Consider the following 23,593-nt stretch of genomic DNA (forward strand, 5'->3'; position numbering starts at 1 on the left):
AATCCAGCGCCCCCCGGAACGCGAAACGGCCCCGGCGCGGGCGCCGGGGCCGTACGGTCCGTCGGGACCGGGGTCGAGGCGTCAGGCCGCCCGGATCGCCTGCAGGAAGCGGTCGACCTGGCCCTTCACCGCCATCGACTGGTCCGAGAGGCTGCGGGCGGCGTCGAGGACCTGGCTCGCGGCGTGCCCGGTCTCGCTCGCCGAGGCCGTGACCTGGCCGATGTTGCTCGAGACCTCCTGGGTGCCGCGGGCGGCCTCGCCGATGGTGCGGGAGATCTCGTTGGTGGTGGCGGTCTGCTCGGTCACCGTGGCGGCGATGACGCCGGAGATCTCGTTGACCGACACGATGGTCTCGCCGATCTGGCGGATCGCCCCGGCGGCGTGGCCGGCCGCGCCCTGGATCCGGGCGATCTGGCTCGCGATCGCGTCGGTGGCCCGGGTGGTCTGGCCGGCGAGCTCCTTGACCTCGGCGGCCACCACCGCGAAGCCGCGGCCCGCCTCGCCCGCCCGCGCCGCCTCGATGGTGGCGTTGAGCGCCAGCAGGTTGGTCTGGGAGGCGATGGCCGAGATCATGGTGACGGCGGTGCCGATCTCGTCGGCGGCGCGGGCGAGGTCGCCCATCGCGGTGCCGGTCGAGTCGGCCTCCCGCCGGGCGAGGCCCGCGACCTCGTTGGAGCGCAGCACCTGGCGCTCGATCTCCTGGAGCGAGGCGACCAGCTCCTCGGCGGCGACCGCCACGGTCTGCACGTTGGTGGCGGTCTCCTCGGAGGCGGCGCTCACCGCGACGGCGCGCCGGTTGGTGCCTTCCGCCACGCCGCTCATCGCGTGGGCGGTGGCGTCGAGCTGGGTGGCGGCGGCGGCGACGACGTCCAGGGAGGCGACGATGTCGGCCTCGAAGCCGCGCACCAGGCGGTCGACGGCGGCGACGCGCCGGTCGCGGTCCGACTGGTCGGCGAGCGCGCGGGCCTCCATCTCCTGGCGCGCCACCGCGTTGGCGCGGAACACGTCGACGGCCTTGGCCATGTCGCCCATCTCGTCGACGGCGTCGCGCGAGGGCACGTCGACGGCGAGGTCGCCCTGCGCCAGCCGGGTCATCGCCCCGGTCATGCCGCGGATCGGCCCGATGATGCCGCGGGCGATGAGCAGCGCCAGGCCGAAGCCGAGGGCGACCGCGGCGCCGATCATCCCGATCAGCAGCGCCTGCGCGGTGGCGGCGGCGCTGGTGGTCGAGGCGGCGATCACGTCGACGGCGGTCTCGATCGAGCTCCGGGCGGATTCGCCGGCCTTCTCGATCGCGGCGAATTTCGGCAGGAAGCCCTGCTCGTAGAGGGCGGCGCTGCCGGTGAGCGCCGTCGCGGTCGCCTCGAAATGCTCCTTGTAGAAGGCCAGCGCCTGGCGCACCGCCGCGATCGGCTTGGCGTAGGCGTTGAGCACGTCCTGGTCGGCGAGCGCCTTGAGGGCGGCCTCGGCGTTGCGGGCGTTGGTCGCGAAGGTCGTCGGGCCCGCCGCGTCCTGCACCGCGAGGAAGCGCCAGTTGGCGACGCGCACCAGCAGCATCGCCGACTCGACCGCGGCGGCGCGCAGCACCTCGGCGCCGGTGCCGTTCGCCCGCACCTCGGCGACGAGGGCGCCGGAGGCCTTCGTCAGCGCGTCGCCGCCGGTGAAGAGCTTGGCCTTGCTGTCCTGGATGAGCGTGCCCAGCCGGCCGAGCTGGGTCATGTCGCCGGCGAGGCCCTGGGCATTGGCCAGGATGGTGCCGTAGAGCGCCTTGCGCTCGGGCGAGATCGCGGTGCGCTCGAGATCGGCGCTGGTCTCGTCGATCCGGGCGAGCGCCGCCTCCATCGACTTCAGGCTCTCGGGGGCCTGGGTGAACCGGTACTTCTGGGCCTGGCTGGCGAGCTGGTTGGTGAGGCTGTTGACCGAGAAGACCCGGAGCGCGACGTGCTCCAGCTTGGCCCGCTCCTCGTAGCGCGCACCGGTGCCGCTGCTGCTGCTCAGGGCATAGACGCCCAGGCCCGCCGACAGCGCCACCAGAATTCCAAAGCCGCCGTAGAGGCGCGTGCGAATACCCGTCTTCACGAGCGACATCTCCTGATCCGGCGGCGACTCTTGACGGTTATTCGTTGCGGCATGGTTAATTGCCAATGAGCGAATACAGTTCAAACGGCCGGCCGGAGCCGGCCGGCGCGCGCCATGTCTGTCGCGGGTGCGCCGCGTCGGGGGCGAGACCGGTTTGGCGGAACGCCGCGGCGCGGCTATGCCTTCGCGGCGCGACGACGGCGATTCGGACGAGGGGACATGGCGCGGCGGGCGGCGAAGCGGGAGAAGCCCGGGCGAGAGACGCCGGATCGAGAGGGGCCGGATCACGGGACGCCCGCGGGCCCGGGTGGGGAGGGCGCACCCGACGCCGCTCCGGCGGCCGTCCCGTGGCGGGAGGGGCGCAACGCCGCCGCCCGGGCGCGGCTGGAGAAGTCGCTGCCGGCGGTCTTCCCGGTCCCGGTGCTGCGCCACGCCCTCGCCCGGCCGCTGGTGCCGCCGACGCCGCGTCTCGCGGTGGAGAGCTACTGGCGCCACCACATCCTGCGGGCCGACCGGCTGGCGCGGGCGCTCGCGGCGCGCTCGGGCCAGCCCGAGGGCTGGACCTGGCGGCTCGGCACCGCGAGCCCCGAGGCCGCGGGCCCGCGCAAGGGCGGCCGCGGATCCGGCACGGCCGGCGAGGACCTGTCCGAGAAGGGGCTGCCGTTCAGCTTCCGGATGCCGCCGGCGCCGTTCCGCGAGGGGCCGCACGCCCTGGGCAAGGGGCATTGCTGCGTCTGCGGCCAGCCGGTCTACCGCTTCGGCTGGCACCGCGACCTGTGGGGGACGGGTGCGCCCAACCGCAACGCCGCCTGGCATGCCGCCTGCGTCGCCGCCTGGAAGTTCTGGATCGCGCCGACCGACCACGTGAAGGAACTGAAGCGCCGCCAGGGCCATCGCTGCGCCCAGTCCGGCAAGCGCCTGCTGCGCACCGCCGAGATCGACCACCGGGTGCCGCTCTACCGGATCTGGCGCGAGGAGCGGGCGCGGCCCTGGCCCGCGCTCCTGGCCTATTGGGGCGTGCCGAACCTCCAGGTGGTCAACCGGGCGATCCACGTCGACAAGTGCGCTGCGGAAGCCGGGGAGCGGGCGAGCGTCCGGCGGGCGGGGGGCGCGCCGGACGAGCCGTTCGGTCCGGCCGCCCTCGACCTCGTCCTGTCGGGGGATCCCCTCTCCGGTCCGGGAGAGGGGTAGACGCCGCGGGCGGGGGCGCCCCTACCGCGGAAAGAGGTGCAGCCCGTCGTCCGGCAGCAGGTTGCGGGCGGGGCCGCCGGTCTGCTGGCCGCCGCCCTGCTGGTAGGCGGGCCGCTCGGGGTGACGGTCGTTGTCGCCGCCGGTGTCGTAGACCCAGGGCGCGGACCAGGGCGCGCGGCCGCCGACCGTGCCGGTGGCGTCGATGTCGCGCGGGGGGTAGCGGTACGGGGCCGGCTGGGCGGAGGCCGCCAGGGTCGTCGCCAGCAGGGTGGCGGGGATCAGGAGAATCCGGAGGGCGCGCATCGGCATCCTTTCCGCGGGGTGGGGAGGCCGCCGGGGGCGGCCCGATTGCCGGGATAACGGCCAGGCTGGCCCCGCCGTTCCGGTACGGCAGGGACCCCGACCCTGCGGCCGCTCCGGTTAAGGCTTCCTGGCGAGGCCGACCGGCGGGGGCGCCCTCAGCCCCGGTGCAGCTTGGCGTAACGCTTGAGCACCCGCTCGCGCTTGAGGCGCGACAGGCGCTCGATCCAGAACAGGCCGTCGAGCTGGTCGATCTCGTGCTGGAGGCAGGCGGCGGCGAATCCCTCCTCCTCGGCCTCGTGCGCCGTGCCGTCGAGGTCGCGCCAGCGCACCCGCACCCGGGCCGGGCGCTCGATCTCCTCGTCGACGCCCGGCATCGAGACGCTGCCCTCGCGGTGGCGCGCGGTCTCGGGCGAGGCCCAGACCAGCTCCGGGTCGACGTAGGTGCGCGGCGTCAGCTCGAGCCCGGCCCGGATCACCGTCAGCCGCGCCGGCACGCCGATATGCGGGCCGGTGAGGCCGAGCGCCGAGACCGCCCGCAGGGTGTCGAGGAGGTCGTCGGCGATCGTCCGCAACGCGGCGTCGAAGGCCACGACCGGGCGCGCGGCGAGGCGCAGGCGCGGGTCGGGATAGAGCACCAGGGGGCGGACGGGCATCGGGGAGTCCCAGGCGGATTGCGAAGGTAGCGGCCGGTCTTGCGACGGGGCCCCGCGCCACGGCAACGGCCTGGGCCGGCGAGGCGCCGGGGCCGGGGCTTGGGTCCGGGGCTTGGGTCCGGGGCTTGGGGCCGGCACGGCGCCGGCCCACCGTGGCACGTCCGCTCAGCGGGTGTGGAACGAGGCCGGCCACAGCCCGGCCCGCTCGACGCCGACCACCAGCACCACGACGGCGAGGGCCATCGCGAGGGCGACCAGCAGGTTGCGGCCCGGCACGCCCCGGGCGATCAGCACGAGCACCAGCAGCAGGGAGATGACCGAGAGGGCGATGTCCATGGGGTTCCTCACGGCAGGATGCGGGCTCGAAGCGCGGCATCGGGGCGGGGCGGTCCTGCGTCAAGCCGGAGGCCGGCCCGCCGTTCCGGCGCGGGACCGGTCCGGCGCAGCGTCCGGCGCCTGACCGATCCGTAATCTTCGATCCACCGGCCCGTCAGGCCCGCCGACCATAATGGCTCCATCGACCGGCCGCGAGCGCGGCCTTCGCCACACGGAGCCCGAAACCCCGATGTCCAAGACCCCGATGTCCAACACCCCCGAGACCGCCCCGACCTCCCGCTTCCACCGCAAGGCCCTCGCCTCCGTGGCGGCCGTCACCCTGGTGGCCACCGGGGCGCTCGGCACCGCGTTCCTGCCCCCGAGCAACCCGGCCTACGCCCAGGCCCTGCCGCAGACCCCGATCACCACCGCCGAGCACCCGCCGGGCAGCTTCGCGCCGATCGTCAACCGGGTGAAGCCGGGCGTGGTCTCGGTGAAGGTGAAGCTGAAGGACGACGCCTCGGACGACGAGGAGGGCGGCGGCCAGCAGAACCTCCAGAACGTGCCGCCGCAGCTGCGCGAGTTCTTCCGCCGCTTCGGCGAGGGCGGCCCCGGCGGCATGGGTGGCGGCATGCAGCGCCCGCAGCGCCACGGCGGCGGCGCGGCGCAGGGATCGGGCTTCTTCATCTCGGCCGACGGCTACGTGGTCACCAACAACCACGTCGTGAACAACGCCAAGTCGGTCGAGGTCACGCTCGACGACGGCCGCACCCTGCCGGCCAAGATCATCGGCACCGATCCGAAGACCGACCTCGCGCTCCTCAAGGTCACCGACGGGGCGCCATTCCCCTACGTGAAGCTCGCCCACGGCGCGCCGCAGGTCGGCGACTGGGTGGTGGCGATCGGCAACCCGTTCGGCTTAGGGGGCACCGTCACCGCCGGCATCGTCTCGGCCCGCGGCCGCGACATCGGCGCCGGCCCCTACGACGACTTCCTGCAGATCGACGCGCCGATCAACAAGGGCAATTCCGGCGGGCCGACCTTCGACGTCAAGGGTGAGGTCGTGGGCGTGAACACCGCGATCGCCTCGCCGTCCGGCGGCAATGTCGGCCTCGCCTTCGCGATCCCGTCCGAGACGGTGCAGGCGGTGGTCGACCAGCTGCGCGCCGACGGCAAGGTCGCCCGCGGCTATCTCGGCCTGCAGATCCAGCCGGTGACGAAGGACATCGCCGACAGCCTCGGCCTCGACAAGGCCAAGGGCGCCCTGGTCAACAGCGCCCAGGACGGCACGCCCGCCGCCAAGGCGGGCCTGAAGTCCGGCGACGTGGTCCAGTCGGTCAACGGCGAGCCGGTGAGCGATGCCCGCGAGCTGTCCCGCAGGATCGCCTCGCTGAAGCCCGGCACCAAGGTGGATCTCGCCTATGTCCGCAACGGCAAGGCCGAGACCGCTCAGGTGACCCTCGGCACGCTGCCGAACGACACCAAGGTGGCGAGCGCCGACGACCGCGGCGGGCGCCGCGGCGACAGCCAGCCGCGGCTCGGCCTCGAGCTCGCCCCGGCGGGCCAGGTCGGTGCCGGGAGCGAGGGCGTCGCAGTGGTGAGCGTCGATCCCGACGGCCCGGCGGCGGCCAAGGGCATCCAGGAGGGCGACGTCATCCTCGACGTCGGCGGCCAGCCGGTCTCGAGCCTGTCCGACGTCGCCTCCCGCATCCGCGCCGCGGAGACCGACGGCCGCAAGGCGGTGCTGATGCGGATCAAGAACGACAAGGGCACCCGCTTCGTGGCGATCGGGCTGTCGGCGTCCAAGAACGGCTAAAGCTCCCCGACGGCCAAGGCCCCTCGGGGCCGACATCCAGGCGCCGGCCCCGGGAGGGGCCGGCGCGTCCGCGTGCGGGGGCGAGGCCGCCTCCCGCGGGGTGGTTCCGGGCTACAGGCCGTCAGCGCCCCCAGCGAAGGACCGCCGCGTCGAGGCTGCGGGCGATCTCGATCAGCCCGGCCCGGGTCGCCGGGTGGGGCAGCTCCAGGGGCGCGCGCACGGCGTCGGAGCGGATGATGCCGCCCTCCTTCATCAGGATCTTGGCCGCGGCGAGCCCGGTCTGGCGGTTCTCGTAGTTGATCAGCGGCAGCCAGCGGCCGTAGGCCTGCACCGCCTCGTCGCGCCGCCCGGCGAGGTAGGGGTCGAGGATCTGGCGGATGCCGTCCGGATAGCCGCCGCCGGTCATCGCACCCGTCGCGCCGGCATCGAGGTCGGCCAGCAGCGTGATCGCCTCCTCGCCGTCCCACGGGCCCTCGATCGCGTCGCCGCCGAGCTCGAGCAGCGTGCGGAGCTTCGCCGCGGCCTGCGCCGTCTCGATCTTGAAGTACGAGACGTTCTCGACCTCGCGGGCGAGCCGCGCCAGGAAGGCGGCGGACAGCGTGGTGCCGGAGACCGGCGCGTCCTGGATCATGATCGGGATCGAGATCGCGTCGGAGACCGCCTGGAAGAACCGCTCGATTCCCGCCTCGGTCACCCGGATCGTCGCCCCGTGATAGGGCGGCATGATCATCACCATGGCGGCGCCCAGGTCTTGCGCCCGGCGCGAGCGCTCGGCGCAGATATGGGTGGCGAAGTGGGTCGTCGTGACGATCACCGGCACACGCCCGGCGACGTGCGCGAGCACCGCCGTCATCACCTCGTCGCGCTCGGCATCGGTGAGGACGAACTGCTCGGAGAAGTTGGCGAGGATGCACAGGCCGTTGGAGCCGGCCTCGATCATGAAGTCGATCGCCCGGCGCTGCCCGTCGAGGTCGAGGGTGCCGTCCTCGTGGAAGATCGTCGGGGCGACGGGGAAGACGCCGCGATAGGGGCGCGGCGCGGGGGTCGTCTCTCGGGTGGACGTCGCTTCTCGTACGGACATGGCGTTTCCTCCGGGGCTCGGTCAGGCCGCGGCGCCGTGGCGGCGCAGGCCGTTGTGGATGACGTGGCGGACGGCCTCCGCGGCGCCCGCGGGATCGCGGTCGGCGATGGCCGCCACGATGGCGGCGTGGGCGGTAAGCGTGGCCTCGCGCTCCGCCGCCTCGACGGGGGCGCTGAGCTGGAACGAGGCGCGCAACGCCACCTCGATCACCCCGCCGATCGAGCGCATGAACGGGTTGCCGGAGGCGACCGCGATCGCGACGTGCAGCGCGAGGTCGCCCTCGGCGAAACCGGCGGAATCGGAAGCCTCGTCGCGCATCCGCGCCAGGCCCGCCTCCAGGGCGGAAATGTCGGTCGGCCCCCGGCGCTCGGCGGCAAGCGCCGCCGCCGCCGGCTCGACGGCGAGGCGGATCTCCGCGAGATCGCGCAGGAAGCGCCGGTCGATGCCGGCCTCGAGGTGCCAGGCCAGCACGTCGGCGTCGAACATGTTCCAGGCCGCGCGCTCGCGCACCACCGTGCCGACCCGGGCCTTGGTGGTCAAAAGCCCCTTGGCGGCGAGCGTCTTGACGCTCTCGCGCAGGACCGGGCGCGACACCCCGAAGGCGGCGAGCAGTTCGCCGTCCCCGGGCAGCCGGGCCCCCGCCGGGTAGCGGCCGGCGATGATCGCGGTGCCCAGGCTGCGCGCCACCGCGGCGTGGTTCGACCGGGCGCGCCCGGCCGGGATCACCACCAGCCCGCCCGCCGCGCCGGAGGGGACGCCGCCGGGCTCGTTGTCGCCGGACAGGACGAAGGGTGCGCGCATCCGTGGCCGGGCTCGTGCAAGGCGGCGCCCCCGCGGCGCCGGCCGGCCCGTTACAGCACGAGGTCGGCCGGCTGAAAAGTCATACTGTTTGACTTTTCACTCCGTCGGACCGTCACGATCCGGCGGCCTCGCGCGCCTCCGTCACCGCCTCGGCGGCCTCCCGCCGGTCGTCGGCATCGGCAGCCGGGGGTTCCTGCACCGCCTCGGCGCGCGCGTCGCGGCACAGTTCGATCAGGATCGGGAAGTGGTCGGAGCCGACATGCTCCAGCCGCTCCAGCCGGGCGAGCAGAAAATGCTCGGAGAAGAAGACGTGGTCGAGGGGCCAGCGCAGGATCGGCCAGTCGGCGTGGAAGGTCGGGTAGGCGCCGCGCCCGACCCGCGGGTCGAGGAGGCCGCCGATGGCCTGGAACAGCCCCGTGGTGCGCGACCAAGCGACGTCGTTGAGGTCGCCCGCCACCACCGTGGCGCCGCCCTCGCGCGCGACCTCGCGGGCGACCAGCACCAGCTCGCCGTCCCGGGTCGCGCTGCTGTGGCCCGGATGCGGCGGGCGCGGATGCACGCCGTGGAAGGTGAAGCGCTCGCCCGACGGCAGGGTAACTCCGGCGCGCACCGAGGGCACGTCGTCCTCGATCAGGAAGCGCACCCGGACGTCGTCGAGGGGCAGGCGCGAGTAGAACATCAGCCCGTAGGTGTTGTCCTGCGCCTGGTCGACCCCGTGGGGGTAGCGCGCCCGGAGCGGATCGAGGGCGTCGCGCCAGCCGGCATCGGTCTCGAGCGCCAGGACCATGTCGGGGTCGTGGCGCTCCACCACCCGCAGGAGCCGGTCGTAGGCCCGGTTCGATTGCAGCACGTTGACGATCAGGATGGCGACGCGGCGCTCCCGCGCGGCGTCCGCCGGGGCGGCCTCGGCGGTCGGCCGCGCCAGGCGCGTGAAGGGCAGGATGTGGCGCAGCTGCAGGCCGAGCGCGGCCAGGAGCCCGGCCCCGAGGGCGAGCGAGACGGCATCGTGCCCGGCCGCCACCAGCAGGACCAGGACCGGCAGGATCGCGGCCGCGATCTGGAAGCGCGGGAAGTCGAAGGTGCGCACCAGCCCGGCGCGGCTGCGCCAGAACGGCAGCAGCGTCGCGGCGACGAGGAGCGCCGCCAGGATCTGCGCGACGAGGGACAGGGTCGAGACCGGCACGCGTGCGTTTCCCCCCGCGGCTTCTTCCGCCGCACCGGGGGACGAGATAGGTCGCGTCCGCCCCGGCGTCACCCGGGGCGCGACAGGATCAGGCGCTTGCCAGCGGGTGGAGGTCGCGCACCATCTGCTTCAGGCGCTCGTCGAGGACGTGGGTGTAGATCTGCGTCGTCGAGATGTCGGCGTGGCCCAGCAGCTCCTGCACCACCCGGAGGTCGGCGCCGTTCTGCAGGAGGTGGCTGGCGAAGGCGTGGCGCAGGACGTGCGGGCTGATCTTGTCGGTGCGCAGGCCGGCGGCGGCGGCCACCGCCTTCAGGTCGCGGGCGAAGGCCTGGCGGGTGATGTGGCCGGTCTCGCTGTCGGCGGGAAACAGCCAGGGGCCGGGGGCCGTCAGGGTGCCGAGGTGGGCCGCCATGGCGGAGCGCGCCACCTCGGTCAGCGGCACCAGGCGCTCGCGCCCGCCCTTGCCGCGCACCACCAGGAACCGCTCCTTGGTGGACCCCGCCGCCCGCGGCAGGGCGACCAGCTCGGAGACGCGCAGGCCCGTGGCGTAGAGAAGCTCGATCAGGCAGTGCATCCGCCCGGCCCGGGCCGCCTCGGCGGGGTTCGGCGCCTTGGCGGCGGCCTCCTTGGCGACGGCGAGCAGCCGGTCGACCTCGGCCACCGAGAGCACCTTGGGCAGGCCGCGGCCGCGCTTGGGGCCCGAGACCGGGGCGGTGGGATCGCCCTCGGTCAGGCCCTCCGCATAGAGGAAGCGGTGGAAGCCGCGCACGCAGGACAGCCGGCGCGCCGCCGAGGTGCTCTTGAGGCCGCGCGCCTCCAGCTCGGCGAGGTAGGCCCGGATGCCCGCGGGCTCGACGGCGCCGGGATCGAGGCGCAGGCCCGCCAGATGGGCGAGATAGTCGTCGAGGTCGCGCCGGTAGGCCGCGAGCGTGTTGGCGGCCGCGCCCCGCTCGGCGGCCAGCATGTCGAGATAGGCGTGCATCAGGCCCTGGGGGCCCAGGGTGCTCATAGCCCGCCGCTCATTTCGGCTGCAGCTTGGCGTTGGGGATCGTGACGGAGATCTCGCGCGGGGTCGGCTCGACGAAGGTGGCGAGGGCGAACATCGCCGCGAAGGCGATCCCGGCCAGGACGGCCACCACGACGAGGAAGCGGAAGAGGGTCGGCACGTCGGACGGGCCCCGGGATACGCGTGGCAACGAGCGGCGCGGACCGGAGCCAGCCGCCACCTTGGCCGTCGGTTCGACCACGCGCCGCCCCGCGAGGCAAGGCCGGGTCCCGTGCTGCAGCGCGGAATGCCGGCGGCTGTTGCGCGGGTGCCGAAGCGAACGCAGAGGCACCGGCGAAGCGCGTGGTTTTTCCCCGATATCCGCCGTTTCGCCCTGCGCGAAAAACAGGCTAAAGAACGCCGCATGAGCCAGCGCCCCCCTCATGAGCCATCGATCGAGTCGCGCGTGCGCCGAGGCCTCGGCCTGCGCTCGATCGTGCTGGTCGGCCTCATGGGCGCGGGCAAGAGCACCGTCGGCAAGCGCTTGGCGGGCCGCCTCGGCCTGATCTTCAAGGACGCCGACCACGAGATCGAGGCCGCGGCCGGCCTGACCATCCCGGACATCTTCGCCATCTACGGCGAGCCGAGCTTCCGCGACGGCGAGGAGCGGGTGATCGCGCGCCTGCTGCGCGAGGGGCCGATGGTGCTCGCCACCGGCGGCGGCGCCTTCATGCGGCCCGAAACCCGCCAGCGCATCGGCGAGTCCGGGGTCTCGGTCTGGCTCAAGGCCGAGCTCGACGTGCTGATGCGCCGGGTGCGCAAGCGGCCGGGCCGGCCGCTGCTCCAGAACGAGGACCCCGAGGGCACGATGCGGCGGCTGATGGACCTGCGCCATCCCGTCTATGGCGGGGCCGACGTGATGGTGGTCTCCCGCGAGGTCTCGCACGACCGGGTGGTGCAGGACGTGCTGGAAGCCCTCGACGCCCACATGCTGGGCGACCCGGCGGACGGCTATGCCGGCGGCGCGGCGGGCGATCCCACGGGCTCGCCGCCCGAGACCGGCGGCGAGCCCGAGACCGCCGGCCACAGCTTCGCCGCCCACTGATACGAATTCCCGCTCGACGACGGACGACGCCGTGACCGCGCAGATCCAGACCGTTCACGTCCCCCTCGACGGGGGCCGGGCCTACGACATCCTGGTCGGACGCGGCCTGCTCGCGGGGATCGGCGCCCGCGTCGCCGCGCTCAAGGCCCGGGCCGTCGCGGTGGTGAGCGACGAGACCGTGGCGGCGGAGTACGGCGCGGCCGTCACCGACGCGCTCGCCGGGGCGGGCCTGCGCACGGCGCTCATCGCGGTGACGCCCGGCGAGGGCTCGAAGAGCTACGCGGGCTTCGCCCAGGTCTGCGACGGGCTGATCGGCCACCGGATCGAGCGCGGCGACCTCGTGCTGGCGCTCGGCGGCGGCGTGGTCGGCGACCTCGCGGGCTTCGCGGCGGCCTCGCTGCGCCGGGGCGTTCGCTTCGTGCAGGCACCGACCAGCCTGCTCGCCCAGGTCGATTCCTCGGTCGGCGGCAAGACCGGCATCAACTCGCCCCACGGCAAGAACCTCGTCGGCGCCTTCCACCAGCCGAGCCTCGTCATCGCCGACACCGCGACCCTCGACACCCTGCCGCCGCGCGAGCTGCGCGCCGGCTACGCCGAGGTGGCGAAGTACGGGCTGATCGACGACCCCGATTTCTTCGCCTGGTGCGAGGCGAACCTCGCCGAGATCTATGCCGGGGGGCCTGCGCGGGAGACGGCGGTGGCCTCCTGCTGCCGGGCCAAGGCCGGGGTTGTGGTGCGCGACGAGCGCGAGGACGGCGAGCGGGCGCTGCTCAACCTCGGCCACACTTTCGCGCACGCCCTCGAGCGCCTGACCGGCTACCAGGCGGCGCGCCTCGTCCACGGCGAGGCGGTGGCGATCGGCCTGTGCCTCGCCTTCCGGTTCTCGGCCCGGCTCGGCCTGTGCCCGGGACAGGATGCCGGCCGCGTCGCCAACCACCTGGCGCTCGCCGGCCTGCCGACGCGGCTCGATCAGGTTCCGGGCGGAAGCGGCGACGCCGACCAGCTCCTCGACGCGATGCGCCAGGACAAGAAGGTCCGCGACGGCGCCCTGACCTTCATCCTGGCCCGCGGCATCGGCCGGAGCTTCATCGCCCCCGGCATCGAGGCCGGGGCGGTGCGGGAGTTCCTGGTGGACGAGCTACGCGGCTGACGGGGCATCCGGTCACGACACGGCCCGGGCCGCCGAGGCGGAGCCCGGGATCCAGACCTGCGGATCGGTGCGGACCCTGGCCGAACGCCGGTCGCCTCGTCCGGGAAGCGCCCGGGCCCCGCGACGGGACCCGGGGTGGGGCCGTCAGGCCCGCCGCGCCATCAGCCGCTCGACCAGCGAGCCGCCCTGGTTCAGCTCGTCGAGCTCGTCGGCGAGCACCGTCACGGTCTCGCGGATCTGCTCGGGCGTGTGCTCGGAGGTGATGAAGAAGCGCAGGCGCGACGAGCGCTCCGGCACCGCCGGGTGAATGATCGGCTGCACGTTGATGCCGCGCTGGAAGAGCCGGTCCGACAGGGTCACGGCCTTGAGCGAGTCGCCGAGGATCACCGGCACCACGGCGAGGCCGAGGCTGGTGCCGACATCGAGGCCGCGCTCGCGGGCACAGGCGAGGAACAGCGAACCGTTGCGGCGCAGCCGCGCGACCCGCTCCGGCTCGCGCAGCATCAGCGCCAGCGAGGCGGTGGCGGCGGCGGCGAGCGGCGGCGAGAGGCCGACCGAGTAGACGAAGCCGCCCGCGGTGCACTTCAGGAGCTCGACGAGCGCGCCGGCTCCCGCAACGTAGCCGCCGCAGGACGAGAGCGTCTTCGACAGCGTGCCCATCCAGATGTCGACGCTGCCGGGGGGCACGTCGCAATGCTCGTGCAGGCCGTGGCCGTCCTTGCCCAGCACGCCGAGGCCGTGGGCGTCGTCGACCATCAGCCAGGCGCCGTAGCGCTCCTTGAGGGCGACGAACCCGGCGAGGTCGGGGGCGTCCCCGTCCATGCTGTAGAGGCCCTCGATCACGATCAGCGCCCGGCGGTGCTCGTGGCGGGTCGCGTGCAGGAGCGACTCGAGGGCCTGGAGGTCGTTATGGGCGAAGCTGCGGCGCTGGGCGCCCGACAGCTGCGCGCCGGTGACCACCGAATTGTGGATCAGGGCGTCGTGGTAGATCACGTCGCCGGGCTCGAGCAGCGCCGCGATGGTGGCGACGTTTGTGGCGTGCCCGCTCACCATGACCACGCAGGCCTCGGTGCCGTAATGGGCGGCCAGCGCCTTCTCGAGGACGAGGTGGCCCGGGCGCTCGCCGGCGACGATCCGGCTCGCCGAGGCCGAGGTGCCGTAGGTCGACAGCGCGGCCTGCGCCGCCGCGTTCACCTCCGGATGGCCGTTGAGCCCGAGATAGTCGTAGGACGAGAAGTTGGTGAAGGTCCGCCCGTCGATCTGCGTCGTCGCGCCGGCCTTGGCGTCGTGGACGCGGAAGAACGGGTTGCCGAGGCCGATCAGGTCGGCGGCGGAGCGCTGGAGCTTCAGCTCCTTGTAGGCCGGCAGGCTGTCGAAGCTCTGGGCCTGCGCGAGCGCGGGCTTGGGCTCCGGCCGGGCCGGGGCGGGGCGGACGGGAGCCTTGCCGAGGCGGGCGGCGACGAAGCCCGCCAGGGCCTCGCGCCCGCCCGCGCCGTGGGAGGATCCGCTGCTCATTGGGTGATGACCTTGATGTCCTGGCTGTTCTTCTCGACCAGCGCCTGGAGGGATTGCAGCGCCTCGGCATCGGCCGACTCGACCCCGCCGTGGCGCTGCGACAGGCTGACCACCGCCGCCGCGCTCTCGTCGACCGGGGCCGCCACCGACTGGATCAGGGTGTCGGCGAGTTCGGTCACGGTTTGGCCGCTCGACACGCCCGACGGCGGCGCGTCGAGGCCGAAGCGCTCCTGCAGGCTCGCGCCGAGCTCGACGCCCATCAGCGAGTCGAGGCCGATCTCGGAGAGCTGGCGCACCCGGCTGATGTCGTCCTTGGGCAGGCGCAGGATCCGGGCGATGTCCTCCACGATGGCATCCGCCACCGTCTTGCGCACGTCGTCGAGGTCGTTGGCGCGGAGCAGGCCCGGGATGCTGATCGCGACCGCGCCACCGGCCTCCGCCTGCTGCTCGGAACCGAGGCTGGCGTAGCTCGGGGAGCGCAGGGTGGCGAGTCGCTCGCGCGCCTTGCCCCAGTGCATCGACGCGATGGCGATCACCCCGTCGTCGGAGGCACCGCCCTGCACGCCCAGCGCCTCGGCCATCAGGTCGAGGGACTTGCGGGCATCGACCGGGGTGACGCCGACGCGGCCGGCCAGCGTCTCCATCACCGCCTTGTTGCGGGCGAGCACGCCGACATCGCCGATGGCGCCCCAGGCCACCGCCAGGGCCGGCAGGCCGAGGCGGCGGCGCTGGCGGGCCAGCCCCTCCATGAAGCCGTTGGCGGCGACGTAGGAGCCCTGGCCCGGATTGCCGATGAAGGTCGTTGCCGAGGAGAACAGCACGAAGTAGTCGAGCGCCCGGTCGCGGGTGAGCGCGTCGAGGTGGCCGGCGCCGATTACCTTCGGGGCGATCACCGCCTCCAGCGCCGCCGGATCGAGGTTGGCGATCAGGCCGTCCTGCAGCACCATCGCGCCGTGGATGATGCCGGCGAGCTTCACCCCCTTGGCCTCGACGCGATCCAGCAGGCGCTGGACCGAGGCACGATCGGCGATGTCGCAGGATTCGACCTGGACCGACACGCCGCGGGCCTTCAGCTCGGCGATCGTCGAGAGCGCGGGCTCGCCGGACGGCGCCTTGCGGCCGACGAGCGCGATGTGGCGCGCCCCCCGGTCGGCGAGCCAGCGCGCCGCCTCGATGCCGAAGCCGCCGAGACCCCCGGTGACGAGGTGGACGCGGTCGGTGGCGACCACGAAGGGCTTGCCCGTCTCGGCCGGGATCGTGCCGGCCTTCGGCGGCGCGATCACGATCTTCCCCACGTGACCCGATTGCTGCATCAGCCGGAAGGCGTCCGAGACCTCTTCCGCCGCGAAGGGCTGGTAGGGCAGCGCCTTCAGGCTGCCGTCGGTGAACAGCGCCATCACCTCGCGGAACAGCCGCTTGCCCTCGTCGGGCTGGAACTGGAGCAGCTGGTCGAGGTCGACGCCGAAGTAGGACAGGTTCCGGCGGAACGGTCGCAGGCCGATATGGGTGTTGGCGACGTAGTCGCGCTTGCCCAGCTCGACGAAGCGCCCGAAGGGCTTGAGCGAGTTGAGGCTGCGCTCCATCGCCTCGCCGAACAGGCTGTTGAGCACCACGTCGACGCCGTCGCCGGTGATGCGGCGGATGTCGTCGACGAAGGCGAGCGAGCGGGAATCGAGCACGTGCTCGGCGCCCAGCGCCTTGACCAGCGCCCGCTTCTCGTTCGAGCCCGCGGTGGCGATGACCCGGGCGCCGCGCATCCGGGCGATCTGGAGAGCCGCGAGGCCGACGCCGCCGGCGCCGCCATGGACCAGCACCCACTCGCCGGCCTTGAGGCGGGCGAGCGTCACGAGGCCGTAGAAGGCCGTGAGGAAGGCGACCGGCGTGGTGGCGGCCGCCTCGGACGACAGCCCCTCGGGGGCGGCCGCCACGACCATCTCGGGCACCACGATGTGGGTGGCAAAGCCCGACTGGGCGAAGGCCACCACCCGGTCGCCGGGCTTGAACGCGGTCACGCCCGCACCGACCGCCGCGACGCGGCCGGCGCATTCGAGGCCGAGGCGGGGACCGGCGAAGCCGTCCTCGAGGATCTCCTCCGGCAGCATCGACAGGGCCCAGAGCACGTCGCGGAAGTTGAGGCCGGTGGCCTCGACCGCGATCTCGATCTGGCCGGCACCGGGGGCGACCCGCTCGGCCGGACCCCAATGCATCTCGTTGAGGCCGCCGGTGGTGCTGCGCTCGAGCCGCGCGGCCGGAGCCGCGGCGCCGGAGCGGCGGACGGGCCGCGCCCCTTGCGCGAAGCGCACCACCCGGGTGGCGTCGTCGTCGACCACGATCTCGGTCTCGTGCGTGCCCGACAGGATCAGGTCGCGCAGGCGCTCGGCGGCGCGCTTCGAGGAGATCGACGGCGAGAGGTCGATGCGGCGCACGTCGAGGGAGGCCACTTCGTTGGCGAGCGTGCGGGTGAAGGCCCACACCCCGGCCTCGACGCTGCAGGCCGGCCCGCCGCGGTCGCGGGTGGCGCCGGGGCAGACGACCCAGAGCCGGGTCTGGCGGGTGCCGAGATGCTCGACGCAGCGCTTGAGCCCGAGGCAGCGCTCGCGCAGCCGCTCGGCCGCCTCGCCGCCGCGGTTGAAGGCCCCGGCGAGGTAGACGACCGTGTCGGGGGTCTCGCGCTCCAGTTCGCGCAGCGAGGCCTCGGAATCGAGGATGATCGAGACGTGGACCCCGCCCGCGACCAGGAGGGTCGCCAGCGACGAGGCGGTCTCGGCCGCGAACTCGTCCTCGGAGCCGATGACGAAGGCGAAGGTCTGGCCGGCGGCGGCCTTCGGCCGGGGCGGGGCCTCGGCGAGCAGCAGCAGGTCGTTGCCGTTGCGGGTGACCGCCCGGTCGGCCGCGACCTTGACGAGGCCGACGGCGCTCAACGAGCGCTGCCAGCCCGCCACGTCGTCGAGGCGCCCGACCGGCAGGTTGCCGGCGACCTCGAACCAGCCGGCGCCGAGGCCGAACACCATGTCGCGGAACAGCGAGGCGCCGGGCTCGACCGCCGCGAACAATCCGCCGGCCGCCAGCGACGCCGCGAGCGGGGTGAAGAGGTCGCGGGAGGCGCGGTGGAGCACGTCGCTCGCCAGCACGGCATCGAAGGCGGCGAGGCCGAGCTGCGCCGGATCCTCGACGATCGTGACGCCCGACGGCAGGGCGAGGCGGGCGCGCTCGGCGAGGCGCCGGTCGGCCTCGAACACCGTGAGGCGCGCCTCGTGCAGGCCGGCGAAGGTCGCGACCTGGGCCGAGAGCGGCCCGAACCCGACCTGGAGCAGGCGCAGCGCCCGGTCGCGGGGCAGCGCGGCGGCGCTGTCGTCGAGGAGGCGCATCACCGCGTCGGCCGAAGCCCGCACGGTGGCGCCACGCAGGCAGAAGGCGTCGAGCGCCGCCTGCGGCAGGGAGGGGGCGTCGGAGAGGGTCCCGGCGAGGATGCGCGACACCACGGCGCCGAGATCGGCGCAGAGCAGGAGCTCGGCCGACAATTCGGGATGGTCGGCCGCGATCCAGCGCATGATCTCGTCGGTCGCCGGCAGCGTCACGTCGGCGCGCAGGCGCCAGCGGTCGTCGCCCGCGGCCTCGGCCAGCCCGCTGACCTCGAGCGCCATGAGCTGGTTGACGAGCCAGGGGCGCAAGGCCGCCGGCAGCCGGCGCGAGGCCGGGACGTCGACGATGCCGCCGACGGCGAGGCCGCGGGCGAGCCGGTCGGCCAGCGAGGTCGCCCAGCCTTCGAGCAGCATGTGGCCGGCGCCGAGCGCGGCATCGCCCTTGGCGGTGACCGCGCCGGCCTGGCGCCGCACCAGGGCGGCGACCGCCGGCTGCGGCTCCAGGGCGATCGCCGTCGGCTCGGTGGCGAGCTCGGTGAACTGGCGGATCGCGAAGGCGTCGAGGTCGCCCCCGGCCTTCATCCGCAGGGCCTGGAACCGGCCCTCGCGCAAGGTGGCGATGACCTCGCCGGCCTCGTCCACCAGGGTGAAGTCGGCCAGGATGCTGCGCTCGTTGCAGCGCCGGGTGCGGATCACCGCCCGGGCGATGGCCGCGCCGGGGCGCACCAGCCGGATCTCGCCGAAGCGGATCGGCACGTAGGCCCGGGTCGCCGCCTCGCCGAGGAGGTCGGCGAAGAGCAGGATCAGGCCGTGGAAGCACGAATCGAGCCGCGCCGGCGCCAGGCCGTAGCGGGCCTCGGCGTGAGCCGGCTGCAGCTCGGAGACGATGGTGGCCTCGTCGAGCCGGGCCGAGCGGGCGACCTGGCGGAAGGACGGGCCGAAGCCGAGGCCCGACGCCCGGGCGCGGGCGTAGAGCGCCTCGCCGTCGATCGTGGTCTCGGAGGGCAGGGCCGCGACCGCGAGGCGCGCCGGGGCCGGGCTCTCGCCCTCGACCAGCTTGGCGACGGCGTGGAGCTGCCAGGGCGCCTGGCTCAGGCGCGGCCGGGAGAGGATCTGCACCAGGTTGGCGCCCGGAGAGAACCGGGACAGCACCTCGCGCACGCCCTCCTCGGCGAAGACCATCGGCTGCTGGATCTCGAGGTCGGCGAGCGTCACGCCCTCGGAGCGCACGACCTCGCGGCCGACCGCCAGCGCCATCTCGGCGAAGCCCGCGCCGGGCAGGATCGCCTGGCCGTCGATGCGGTGGTCGTCGAGCTCGGGCACCGTCGCGACGTCGAGATGGGCCAGCCATTCCAGGCCGTCCGCACCCTGGCGGGCGCCGATCAGCGGATGGTAGGGCCGGGCGCTCGCGGGGTTCACCGCCTCGGTGGTCTCGGGCAGGCGGAAGACCTTGCGCTGCCAGGGGTAGTGCGGCAGCGCCACGGCCCCGGCCGGGTCGGTCCCGAAGGCCACGGCCTCGTCGACCGCCGCGCCCGCGGCGAGGGCCGCGGCCAGCGCGCGCCGGAACGGGTCGGCGGCGAGCGTCTTCTTCGGCAGCACGCCGACGGTGGCGCCGTCGAGGCCGAGGGGCTCGAGGCAGTCGCCGATATGCGGCAGCAGGGTCGGGCGCGGGCCGACCTCGACGAAGATCCGGGCGCCGGCCTGCGCCGCAGCCTGGACCGCCGCGCTGAAGCGCACCGGCTCGCGGATGTTGCGCCACCAGTAGCCGGCATCGAAGGCGGTGCCGTCGAGCATATCGCCGGTCACCGTCGAGGCCAGCGGCACGGTGCCGGCGGAGGGCGCGAGGCCGGCGAGGTCGCGCCGCAGCGGCGCCTCGATCGGATCCATCAGGCGGCCGTGGAAGGCGTAGTCGAGGTCGAGCTTGCGGCCGCGGCGGCGCTTGCGCGCCAGCGCCTTCATGGCGGCGTCGATCATCGCGACGGGACCCGCCACCGTCACGGCCTTCGGGCTGTTGAGGGCGGCGATGTCGAGCGCGGGATAGTCGACGAGGAAGGCCTCGACCTCCTCCACGGGGGCGAGCAGCACCGCCATGGTGCCCAGCCCGCGGGTCGCCTCCTGGTGCTTCGAGCGGTAGAAGATGACCTTCACCGCCTGCTCGAGCGTCAGGATGCCGGCGGCCTCCGCGGCGCCGATCTCGCCGACCGAGTGGCCGACGATCGCCGTCGGGGTGAGGCCGACGGCCTTCAGGGCGGCCGTGGAGGCGGCCTCGATGGCGAAGATCAGCGGCTGCGACACGCTGGTGAGCGCGAGCCGCGCCTCCAGGTCGTCGGCGAACAGCGCGTCCTTGAGCGACCAGCCGGCGAGCGGCCGGAACAGGGCGTCGGTCTCGTCGAAGCGGGCGCGGAAGACCGGGTTGAGGGCGTAGGCGTCCCGGCCCATGCCGGCCCACTGGCTGCCGTTGCCCGAATACACGAAGGCGACGCCACCGGCGCGCTCGACCGCGGTGGCGAGGGAGGCTGCGGGCGTCTCCTCGCCCTCGGCGATGGCGCGCAGCGCCTCGGTCACGGACTCGGCGTCGAGGTCGCGCAGCGGGATCGCGGCGCGCACCGGCAGGCGCTCGCGGCGATGCGCGGCGGCGGCGGCGACGCGCGACACCTCGGCCGCGTCCGCCCCGTCGAGGCGGGTGGCGTAGTCCTGGGCGAGGTCGGCGAGGGCCGCCTTGGTCTGGGCCGAGACCAGCAGCACCTCGGGGGCGGGAACCGGCGCGGCGGCCGCCGCCGCGACGGGCGCCGGGTCGGTCAGGATGACGTGGGCGTTGGTGCCGCCGAAGCCGAACGAGTTGACGCCGGCGAAGCGCTCCGCGCCGGTGCGGGGCAGGGGGCGCAGGGTGCGGTTGACCGCGAGGTTCAGCTCGTCGAACGGGATCGCCGGGTTGAGCTCGGCGCTGTGCAGCGAGGGCGGCAGCAGGTCGTGCTCGAGCGCCAGGCTGGCCTTGAGCAGGCCGGCGAGGCCGGAGACCGGCTCGGTATGGCCGATATTGGTCTTGATCGAGCCGATCGGCAGCGGGGTCGAGCGGCCGCGGCCGAGCTTGCCGCCGATGGCGCCGGCCTCGATCGGGTCGCCGACCGGGGTGCCGGTGCCGTGGGCCTCCATGAAGGTGATGGCGTCGAGGGCGACCCCGGCCTCGCGGTAGATCTCTTCCAGCAGCGCGCCCTGCGCGTAGCCCGACGGCAGGGAGATGCCGGTGGTGCGCCCGTCCGAGTTGACCTTCGAGGCGGCGATCACGCCGCGCACGGTCGCGCCGTTGCGGGCGGCGGCCTCGGCCGATTGCAGCACCAGGACGACGCCGCCCTCGGCCCGCACGTAGCCGTCGGCGCTGGCCGAGAAGGCCTGGCACAGGCCGGTGCGCGACAGCATCGAGGCGTTCGAGAACGACACGAAGTTGAACGGGCTGACCAGCAGGTTCACGCCCGCCACCACCGCCGTGTCGATCCGCCCGGAGGCGATCGCCGAGACCGCGGCGTCCAGCGCGACGAGGGACGACGAGCAGGCGGTGTCGAGGGTGAAGCTCGGCCCCTTCAGGTCGAAGATGTAGGAGATGCGGTTCGAGAGGATCGACAGCGTGTTGCCGGTCGCCGCGTAGGCGTCGCCCGAGGCGGTGTCGAGCACCCGCAGGTTGCCGTAATCGAGCGAGGAGGCGCCCACGAACACGCCGATCGGGCTGCCGGCGACCGCCGACGGCCGCAGGCCCGCATTCTCCAGGGCCTCCCAGGTTAGCTCCAGCAGCAGGCGCTGCTGCGGGTCCATCTGCTCGGCCTCGCGGGGCGAGATGCCGAAGACCGACGGATCGAACGACCACGGATCGTCGATGACGCCGGCCGCCCAGGTGTAGCTCTTGCCGCGCTCCTGCGCCCGGGGGTGGCCCATGCGCTCCAGGGACCAGCGGTCCTCCGGGATGCGCGAGACGGCGCACCGTCCCTCGACGAGCATCTGCCACAGGCTGTCGACGCCAGAGGCGCCCGGCAGCCGGCAGGACCGACCGATGATCGCGATGTCAGGACGCTGTATCACGTTCGCTTCGCACACGCTCATTTACGGAGGACGGGACGCGGCGGCGCCGCACCCGGGCATTCACCCTAACCCATAGTATGAGGCCGGCACCGCGCCAACCCCGGAACGGAGCCATCAGCACCGATGGGGCAAGACTTGGCCGACCTGTGACATGCCTTCATCAGTCGAAGTCCTGCGGCATAGCGAGGCAGAAGGCCCGCATAGGCGCCACAAGACTGTCATCCGGTAGAAATACCAGAACTCACAGGTAATGCTGTCAAGCTCGAACGCGCACCGGACCGGCCGCGCCCGCTCCGCCTTAGACCCGACGAATCGGGTGGCAATGGGGCGGAGCGGCGAGCCGGGCCGACCGCGCTCAGAATGCCTTGAAGGTGATGATGGTGCGGGTATCCTGGATATCCGCGATGGTCTGGACGTGCTCGGCCACGAAATGCCCGATATCCACACCGTCATCGACGTGGAACTTGGCGAGCACGTCGTAATGGCCGGCCGTGGAGTAGATCTCGGAGGCGATCTCCCGATCGGCCAGAGCACTCGCCACGGTGTAGGTCTTGCCCAGGCGGCACTTGATCTCGACGAAGAAGGTCTGCATCGGCTCGCTCCCGGCGATCGTCTGGATTCATGATAGGGAACGGATCCCGATCGTCGATCGGGATCCGGCGGATCGGTCAGGGTCGCCCGACGCTGGCATAGGCAAAGCCGTGCCTGCGGGCATCCTCGGGCCGGTAGACGTTGCGCAGGTCGACGAGAACCGGCGCGGCCATCGCCTCGCGCAGGCGCTTGAGGTCGAGCGCCCGGAAGGCGTCCCACTCGGTCACGATCACGAGAGCGTGCGCGCCCTCCGCGCAGGCATAGGGGTCGGAGGCATAGGCCACGCCGGGCAGGAGCGGGCGGGCCTGCTCGATGCCCTCCGGGTCGTAGGCCGTCACCGCGGCGCCGGCATCCTGCAGCCCGGTGATGATCGACAGCGAGGGCGCGTCGCGCATGTCGTCGGTGTTGGGCTTGAAGGTCAGCCCCAGCACGGCGATCCGCTTGCCGCGGACCGAGCCGCCGCAGGCGGCGATCACCTTGCGGGCCATGGCGCGCTTGCGGCTGTCGTTGACCGCCACCACCGTCTCGACGAGGCGCACCGGCGAGCCCGCATCCTGGGCGGTCTTGACCAGCGCCAGCGTGTCCTTGGGAAAGCACGAGCCGCCGTAGCCGGGACCGGCATGCAGGAACTTGCGCCCGATGCGGTTGTCGAGGCCGATGCCGCGGGCGACCTCCTGCACGTCGGCGCCGACCTGCTCGCAGAGGTCGGCGATCTCGTTGATGAAGGTGATCTTGGTGGCCAGGAAGGCGTTGGCCGCGTACTTGGTCAGCTCGGCGGTGCGCCGGCTCGTCACCAGGATCGGCGCGTGGTTGAGGTAGAGCGGGCGGTAGAGCTCGCTCACCACGGCGGCCGCGGCGGGATCGTCGGCACCGACGACGATGCGGTCGGGCCGCTTGAAGTCGGAGATCGCCGCGCCCTCGCGCAGGAATTCGGGGTTCGAGGCGACCGCGATGGCGAAGTCCGGCCGCGCCTCGCGGACGATCCGCTCGACCTCGTCGCCGGTGCCGACCGGCACCGTGGACTTGGTGACGACGACGGTGGGCCCGGTGACGGCGGCGGCGATGTCGCGCGCCGCCTGGTAGACGTAGGAGAGGTCGGCGAAGCCGTCGCCGCGGCGCGAGGGCGTGCCGACCGCGATGAACACCGCGTCGGCCCCGGCGACCGCCTGGGCGAGGTCCGTGGTGAAGGTCAGGCGCTCCTGGCGGACGTTCTCGGAGACCAGCGCGTCGAGGCCGGGCTCGTAGATCGGGATGCGGCCCTCCTTGAGGGCGGCAATCTTCTCCGGCGCCGTGTCGACGCAGGTGACGGTGTGGCCGAAATCGGCGAAGCAGGCTCCGGAGACCAGGCCGACATAGCCCGCCCCCACCATCGCAACGCGCATCTCACGTCCT

At 73.6% G+C, this 23,593-nt stretch carries 17 protein-coding genes; 4 read left to right on the plus strand and 13 right to left on the minus strand.

Annotation, left to right across the window (positions count from 1 at the left end; genetic code table 11):
* Nucleotides 1-81: 81 nt before the first annotated feature.
* A complete protein-coding gene (locus BMX97_RS08290) occupies nucleotides 82-2,079 on the minus strand; it encodes a methyl-accepting chemotaxis protein (RefSeq protein WP_244538332.1) in 1,998 nt (665 codons plus the stop codon).
* 219 nt (nucleotides 2,080-2,298) lie between these two features.
* Here BMX97_RS08290 and BMX97_RS08295 point away from each other — a divergent pair, with 219 nt between their 5' ends.
* Complete coding sequence (locus tag BMX97_RS08295; RefSeq protein WP_244538333.1) at nucleotides 2,299-3,270, plus strand: hypothetical protein; 972 nt, start codon at nucleotides 2,299-2,301, stop codon at nucleotides 3,268-3,270.
* 21 nt (nucleotides 3,271-3,291) lie between these two features.
* Here the strand turns inward: BMX97_RS08295 and BMX97_RS08300 are convergent, their stop codons facing one another.
* From BMX97_RS08300 to BMX97_RS32735, 3 genes are all read right to left on the minus strand, one after another.
* Nucleotides 3,292-3,573 (minus strand): hypothetical protein, encoded by a 282-nt coding sequence (locus BMX97_RS08300; RefSeq protein ID WP_244538334.1) that lies wholly within the window; start codon nucleotides 3,571-3,573, stop codon nucleotides 3,292-3,294.
* A gap of 155 nt (nucleotides 3,574-3,728) precedes the next feature.
* The gene (locus BMX97_RS08305; RefSeq protein ID WP_091747887.1) at nucleotides 3,729-4,226 is read right to left on the minus strand and encodes a peptide deformylase; all 498 of its coding nucleotides are present in this window, start codon (nucleotides 4,224-4,226) and stop codon (nucleotides 3,729-3,731) included.
* Nucleotides 4,227-4,391: 165 nt separating this feature from the next.
* Nucleotides 4,392-4,562, minus strand: a complete 171-nt coding sequence (locus BMX97_RS32735; RefSeq protein WP_177202152.1) for a hypothetical protein — start codon at nucleotides 4,560-4,562, stop codon at nucleotides 4,392-4,394.
* Between the two features lie 229 nt (nucleotides 4,563-4,791).
* Here BMX97_RS32735 and BMX97_RS08310 point away from each other — a divergent pair, with 229 nt between their 5' ends.
* Nucleotides 4,792-6,357 (plus strand): Do family serine endopeptidase, encoded by a 1,566-nt coding sequence (locus BMX97_RS08310; protein WP_244538335.1) that lies wholly within the window; start codon nucleotides 4,792-4,794, stop codon nucleotides 6,355-6,357.
* Between the two features lie 121 nt (nucleotides 6,358-6,478).
* On the opposite strand, the gene BMX97_RS08315 is transcribed toward BMX97_RS08310, so the two are convergent.
* The 5 genes from BMX97_RS08315 to BMX97_RS08335 all read right to left on the minus strand — a co-directional run bounded on the left by BMX97_RS08315 (nucleotide 6,479) and on the right by BMX97_RS08335 (nucleotide 10,588).
* Nucleotides 6,479-7,438, minus strand: coding sequence for a dihydrodipicolinate synthase family protein (locus BMX97_RS08315; RefSeq protein WP_091747890.1), 960 nt, complete (start codon nucleotides 7,436-7,438; stop codon nucleotides 6,479-6,481).
* A gap of 21 nt (nucleotides 7,439-7,459) precedes the next feature.
* Nucleotides 7,460-8,239 carry a FadR/GntR family transcriptional regulator gene (locus BMX97_RS08320; protein WP_091747892.1) on the minus strand — a complete coding sequence of 260 codons (780 nt, stop codon included), beginning with the start codon at nucleotides 8,237-8,239 and terminating at the stop codon, nucleotides 7,460-7,462.
* Between the two features lie 112 nt (nucleotides 8,240-8,351).
* Nucleotides 8,352-9,422 (minus strand): endonuclease/exonuclease/phosphatase family protein, encoded by a 1,071-nt coding sequence (locus BMX97_RS08325; RefSeq protein WP_091747895.1) that lies wholly within the window; start codon nucleotides 9,420-9,422, stop codon nucleotides 8,352-8,354.
* Between the two features lie 88 nt (nucleotides 9,423-9,510).
* Nucleotides 9,511-10,431, minus strand: a complete 921-nt coding sequence (locus BMX97_RS08330; protein WP_091747898.1) for a site-specific tyrosine recombinase XerD — start codon at nucleotides 10,429-10,431, stop codon at nucleotides 9,511-9,513.
* Nucleotides 10,432-10,441: 10 nt separating this feature from the next.
* Entirely contained in the window at nucleotides 10,442-10,588 is a 147-nt protein-coding gene (locus BMX97_RS08335; RefSeq protein ID WP_048426069.1) for a hypothetical protein, read from the minus strand.
* 243 nt (nucleotides 10,589-10,831) lie between these two features.
* Between BMX97_RS08335 and BMX97_RS08340 the strand changes: the two genes are divergently transcribed.
* Both BMX97_RS08340 and aroB read left to right on the plus strand, forming a co-directional pair.
* Nucleotides 10,832-11,512, plus strand: coding sequence for a shikimate kinase (locus BMX97_RS08340; RefSeq protein WP_236012750.1), 681 nt, complete (start codon nucleotides 10,832-10,834; stop codon nucleotides 11,510-11,512).
* A gap of 31 nt (nucleotides 11,513-11,543) precedes the next feature.
* Nucleotides 11,544-12,662 (plus strand): 3-dehydroquinate synthase, encoded by a 1,119-nt coding sequence (gene aroB, locus BMX97_RS08345; RefSeq protein ID WP_244538336.1) that lies wholly within the window; start codon nucleotides 11,544-11,546, stop codon nucleotides 12,660-12,662.
* Between the two features lie 144 nt (nucleotides 12,663-12,806).
* On the opposite strand, the gene BMX97_RS08350 is transcribed toward aroB, so the two are convergent.
* From BMX97_RS08350 to BMX97_RS08365, 4 genes are all read right to left on the minus strand, one after another.
* Nucleotides 12,807-14,177, minus strand: coding sequence for an aminotransferase class I/II-fold pyridoxal phosphate-dependent enzyme (locus BMX97_RS08350; protein ID WP_091747902.1), 1,371 nt, complete (start codon nucleotides 14,175-14,177; stop codon nucleotides 12,807-12,809).
* Entirely contained in the window at nucleotides 14,174-21,610 is a 7,437-nt protein-coding gene (locus BMX97_RS08355; protein WP_091747904.1) for a type I polyketide synthase, read from the minus strand. The genes BMX97_RS08350 and BMX97_RS08355 overlap by 4 nt, the downstream gene beginning before the upstream one ends.
* 355 nt (nucleotides 21,611-21,965) lie before the next feature.
* On the minus strand, nucleotides 21,966-22,202 hold the full coding sequence (locus tag BMX97_RS08360) for an Lrp/AsnC ligand binding domain-containing protein (RefSeq protein ID WP_048426071.1): 237 nt from the start codon (nucleotides 22,200-22,202) through the stop codon (nucleotides 21,966-21,968).
* Between the two features lie 76 nt (nucleotides 22,203-22,278).
* A complete protein-coding gene (locus BMX97_RS08365; RefSeq protein WP_091747907.1) occupies nucleotides 22,279-23,583 on the minus strand; it encodes a UDP-glucose dehydrogenase family protein in 1,305 nt (434 codons plus the stop codon).
* Nucleotides 23,584-23,593: the final 10 nt, after the last annotated feature.

This window comes from Methylobacterium sp. ap11 (genome assembly GCF_900110515.1).
In the GTDB taxonomy this organism is placed as follows: Bacteria; Pseudomonadota; Alphaproteobacteria; order Rhizobiales; family Beijerinckiaceae; genus Methylobacterium; species Methylobacterium ajmalii.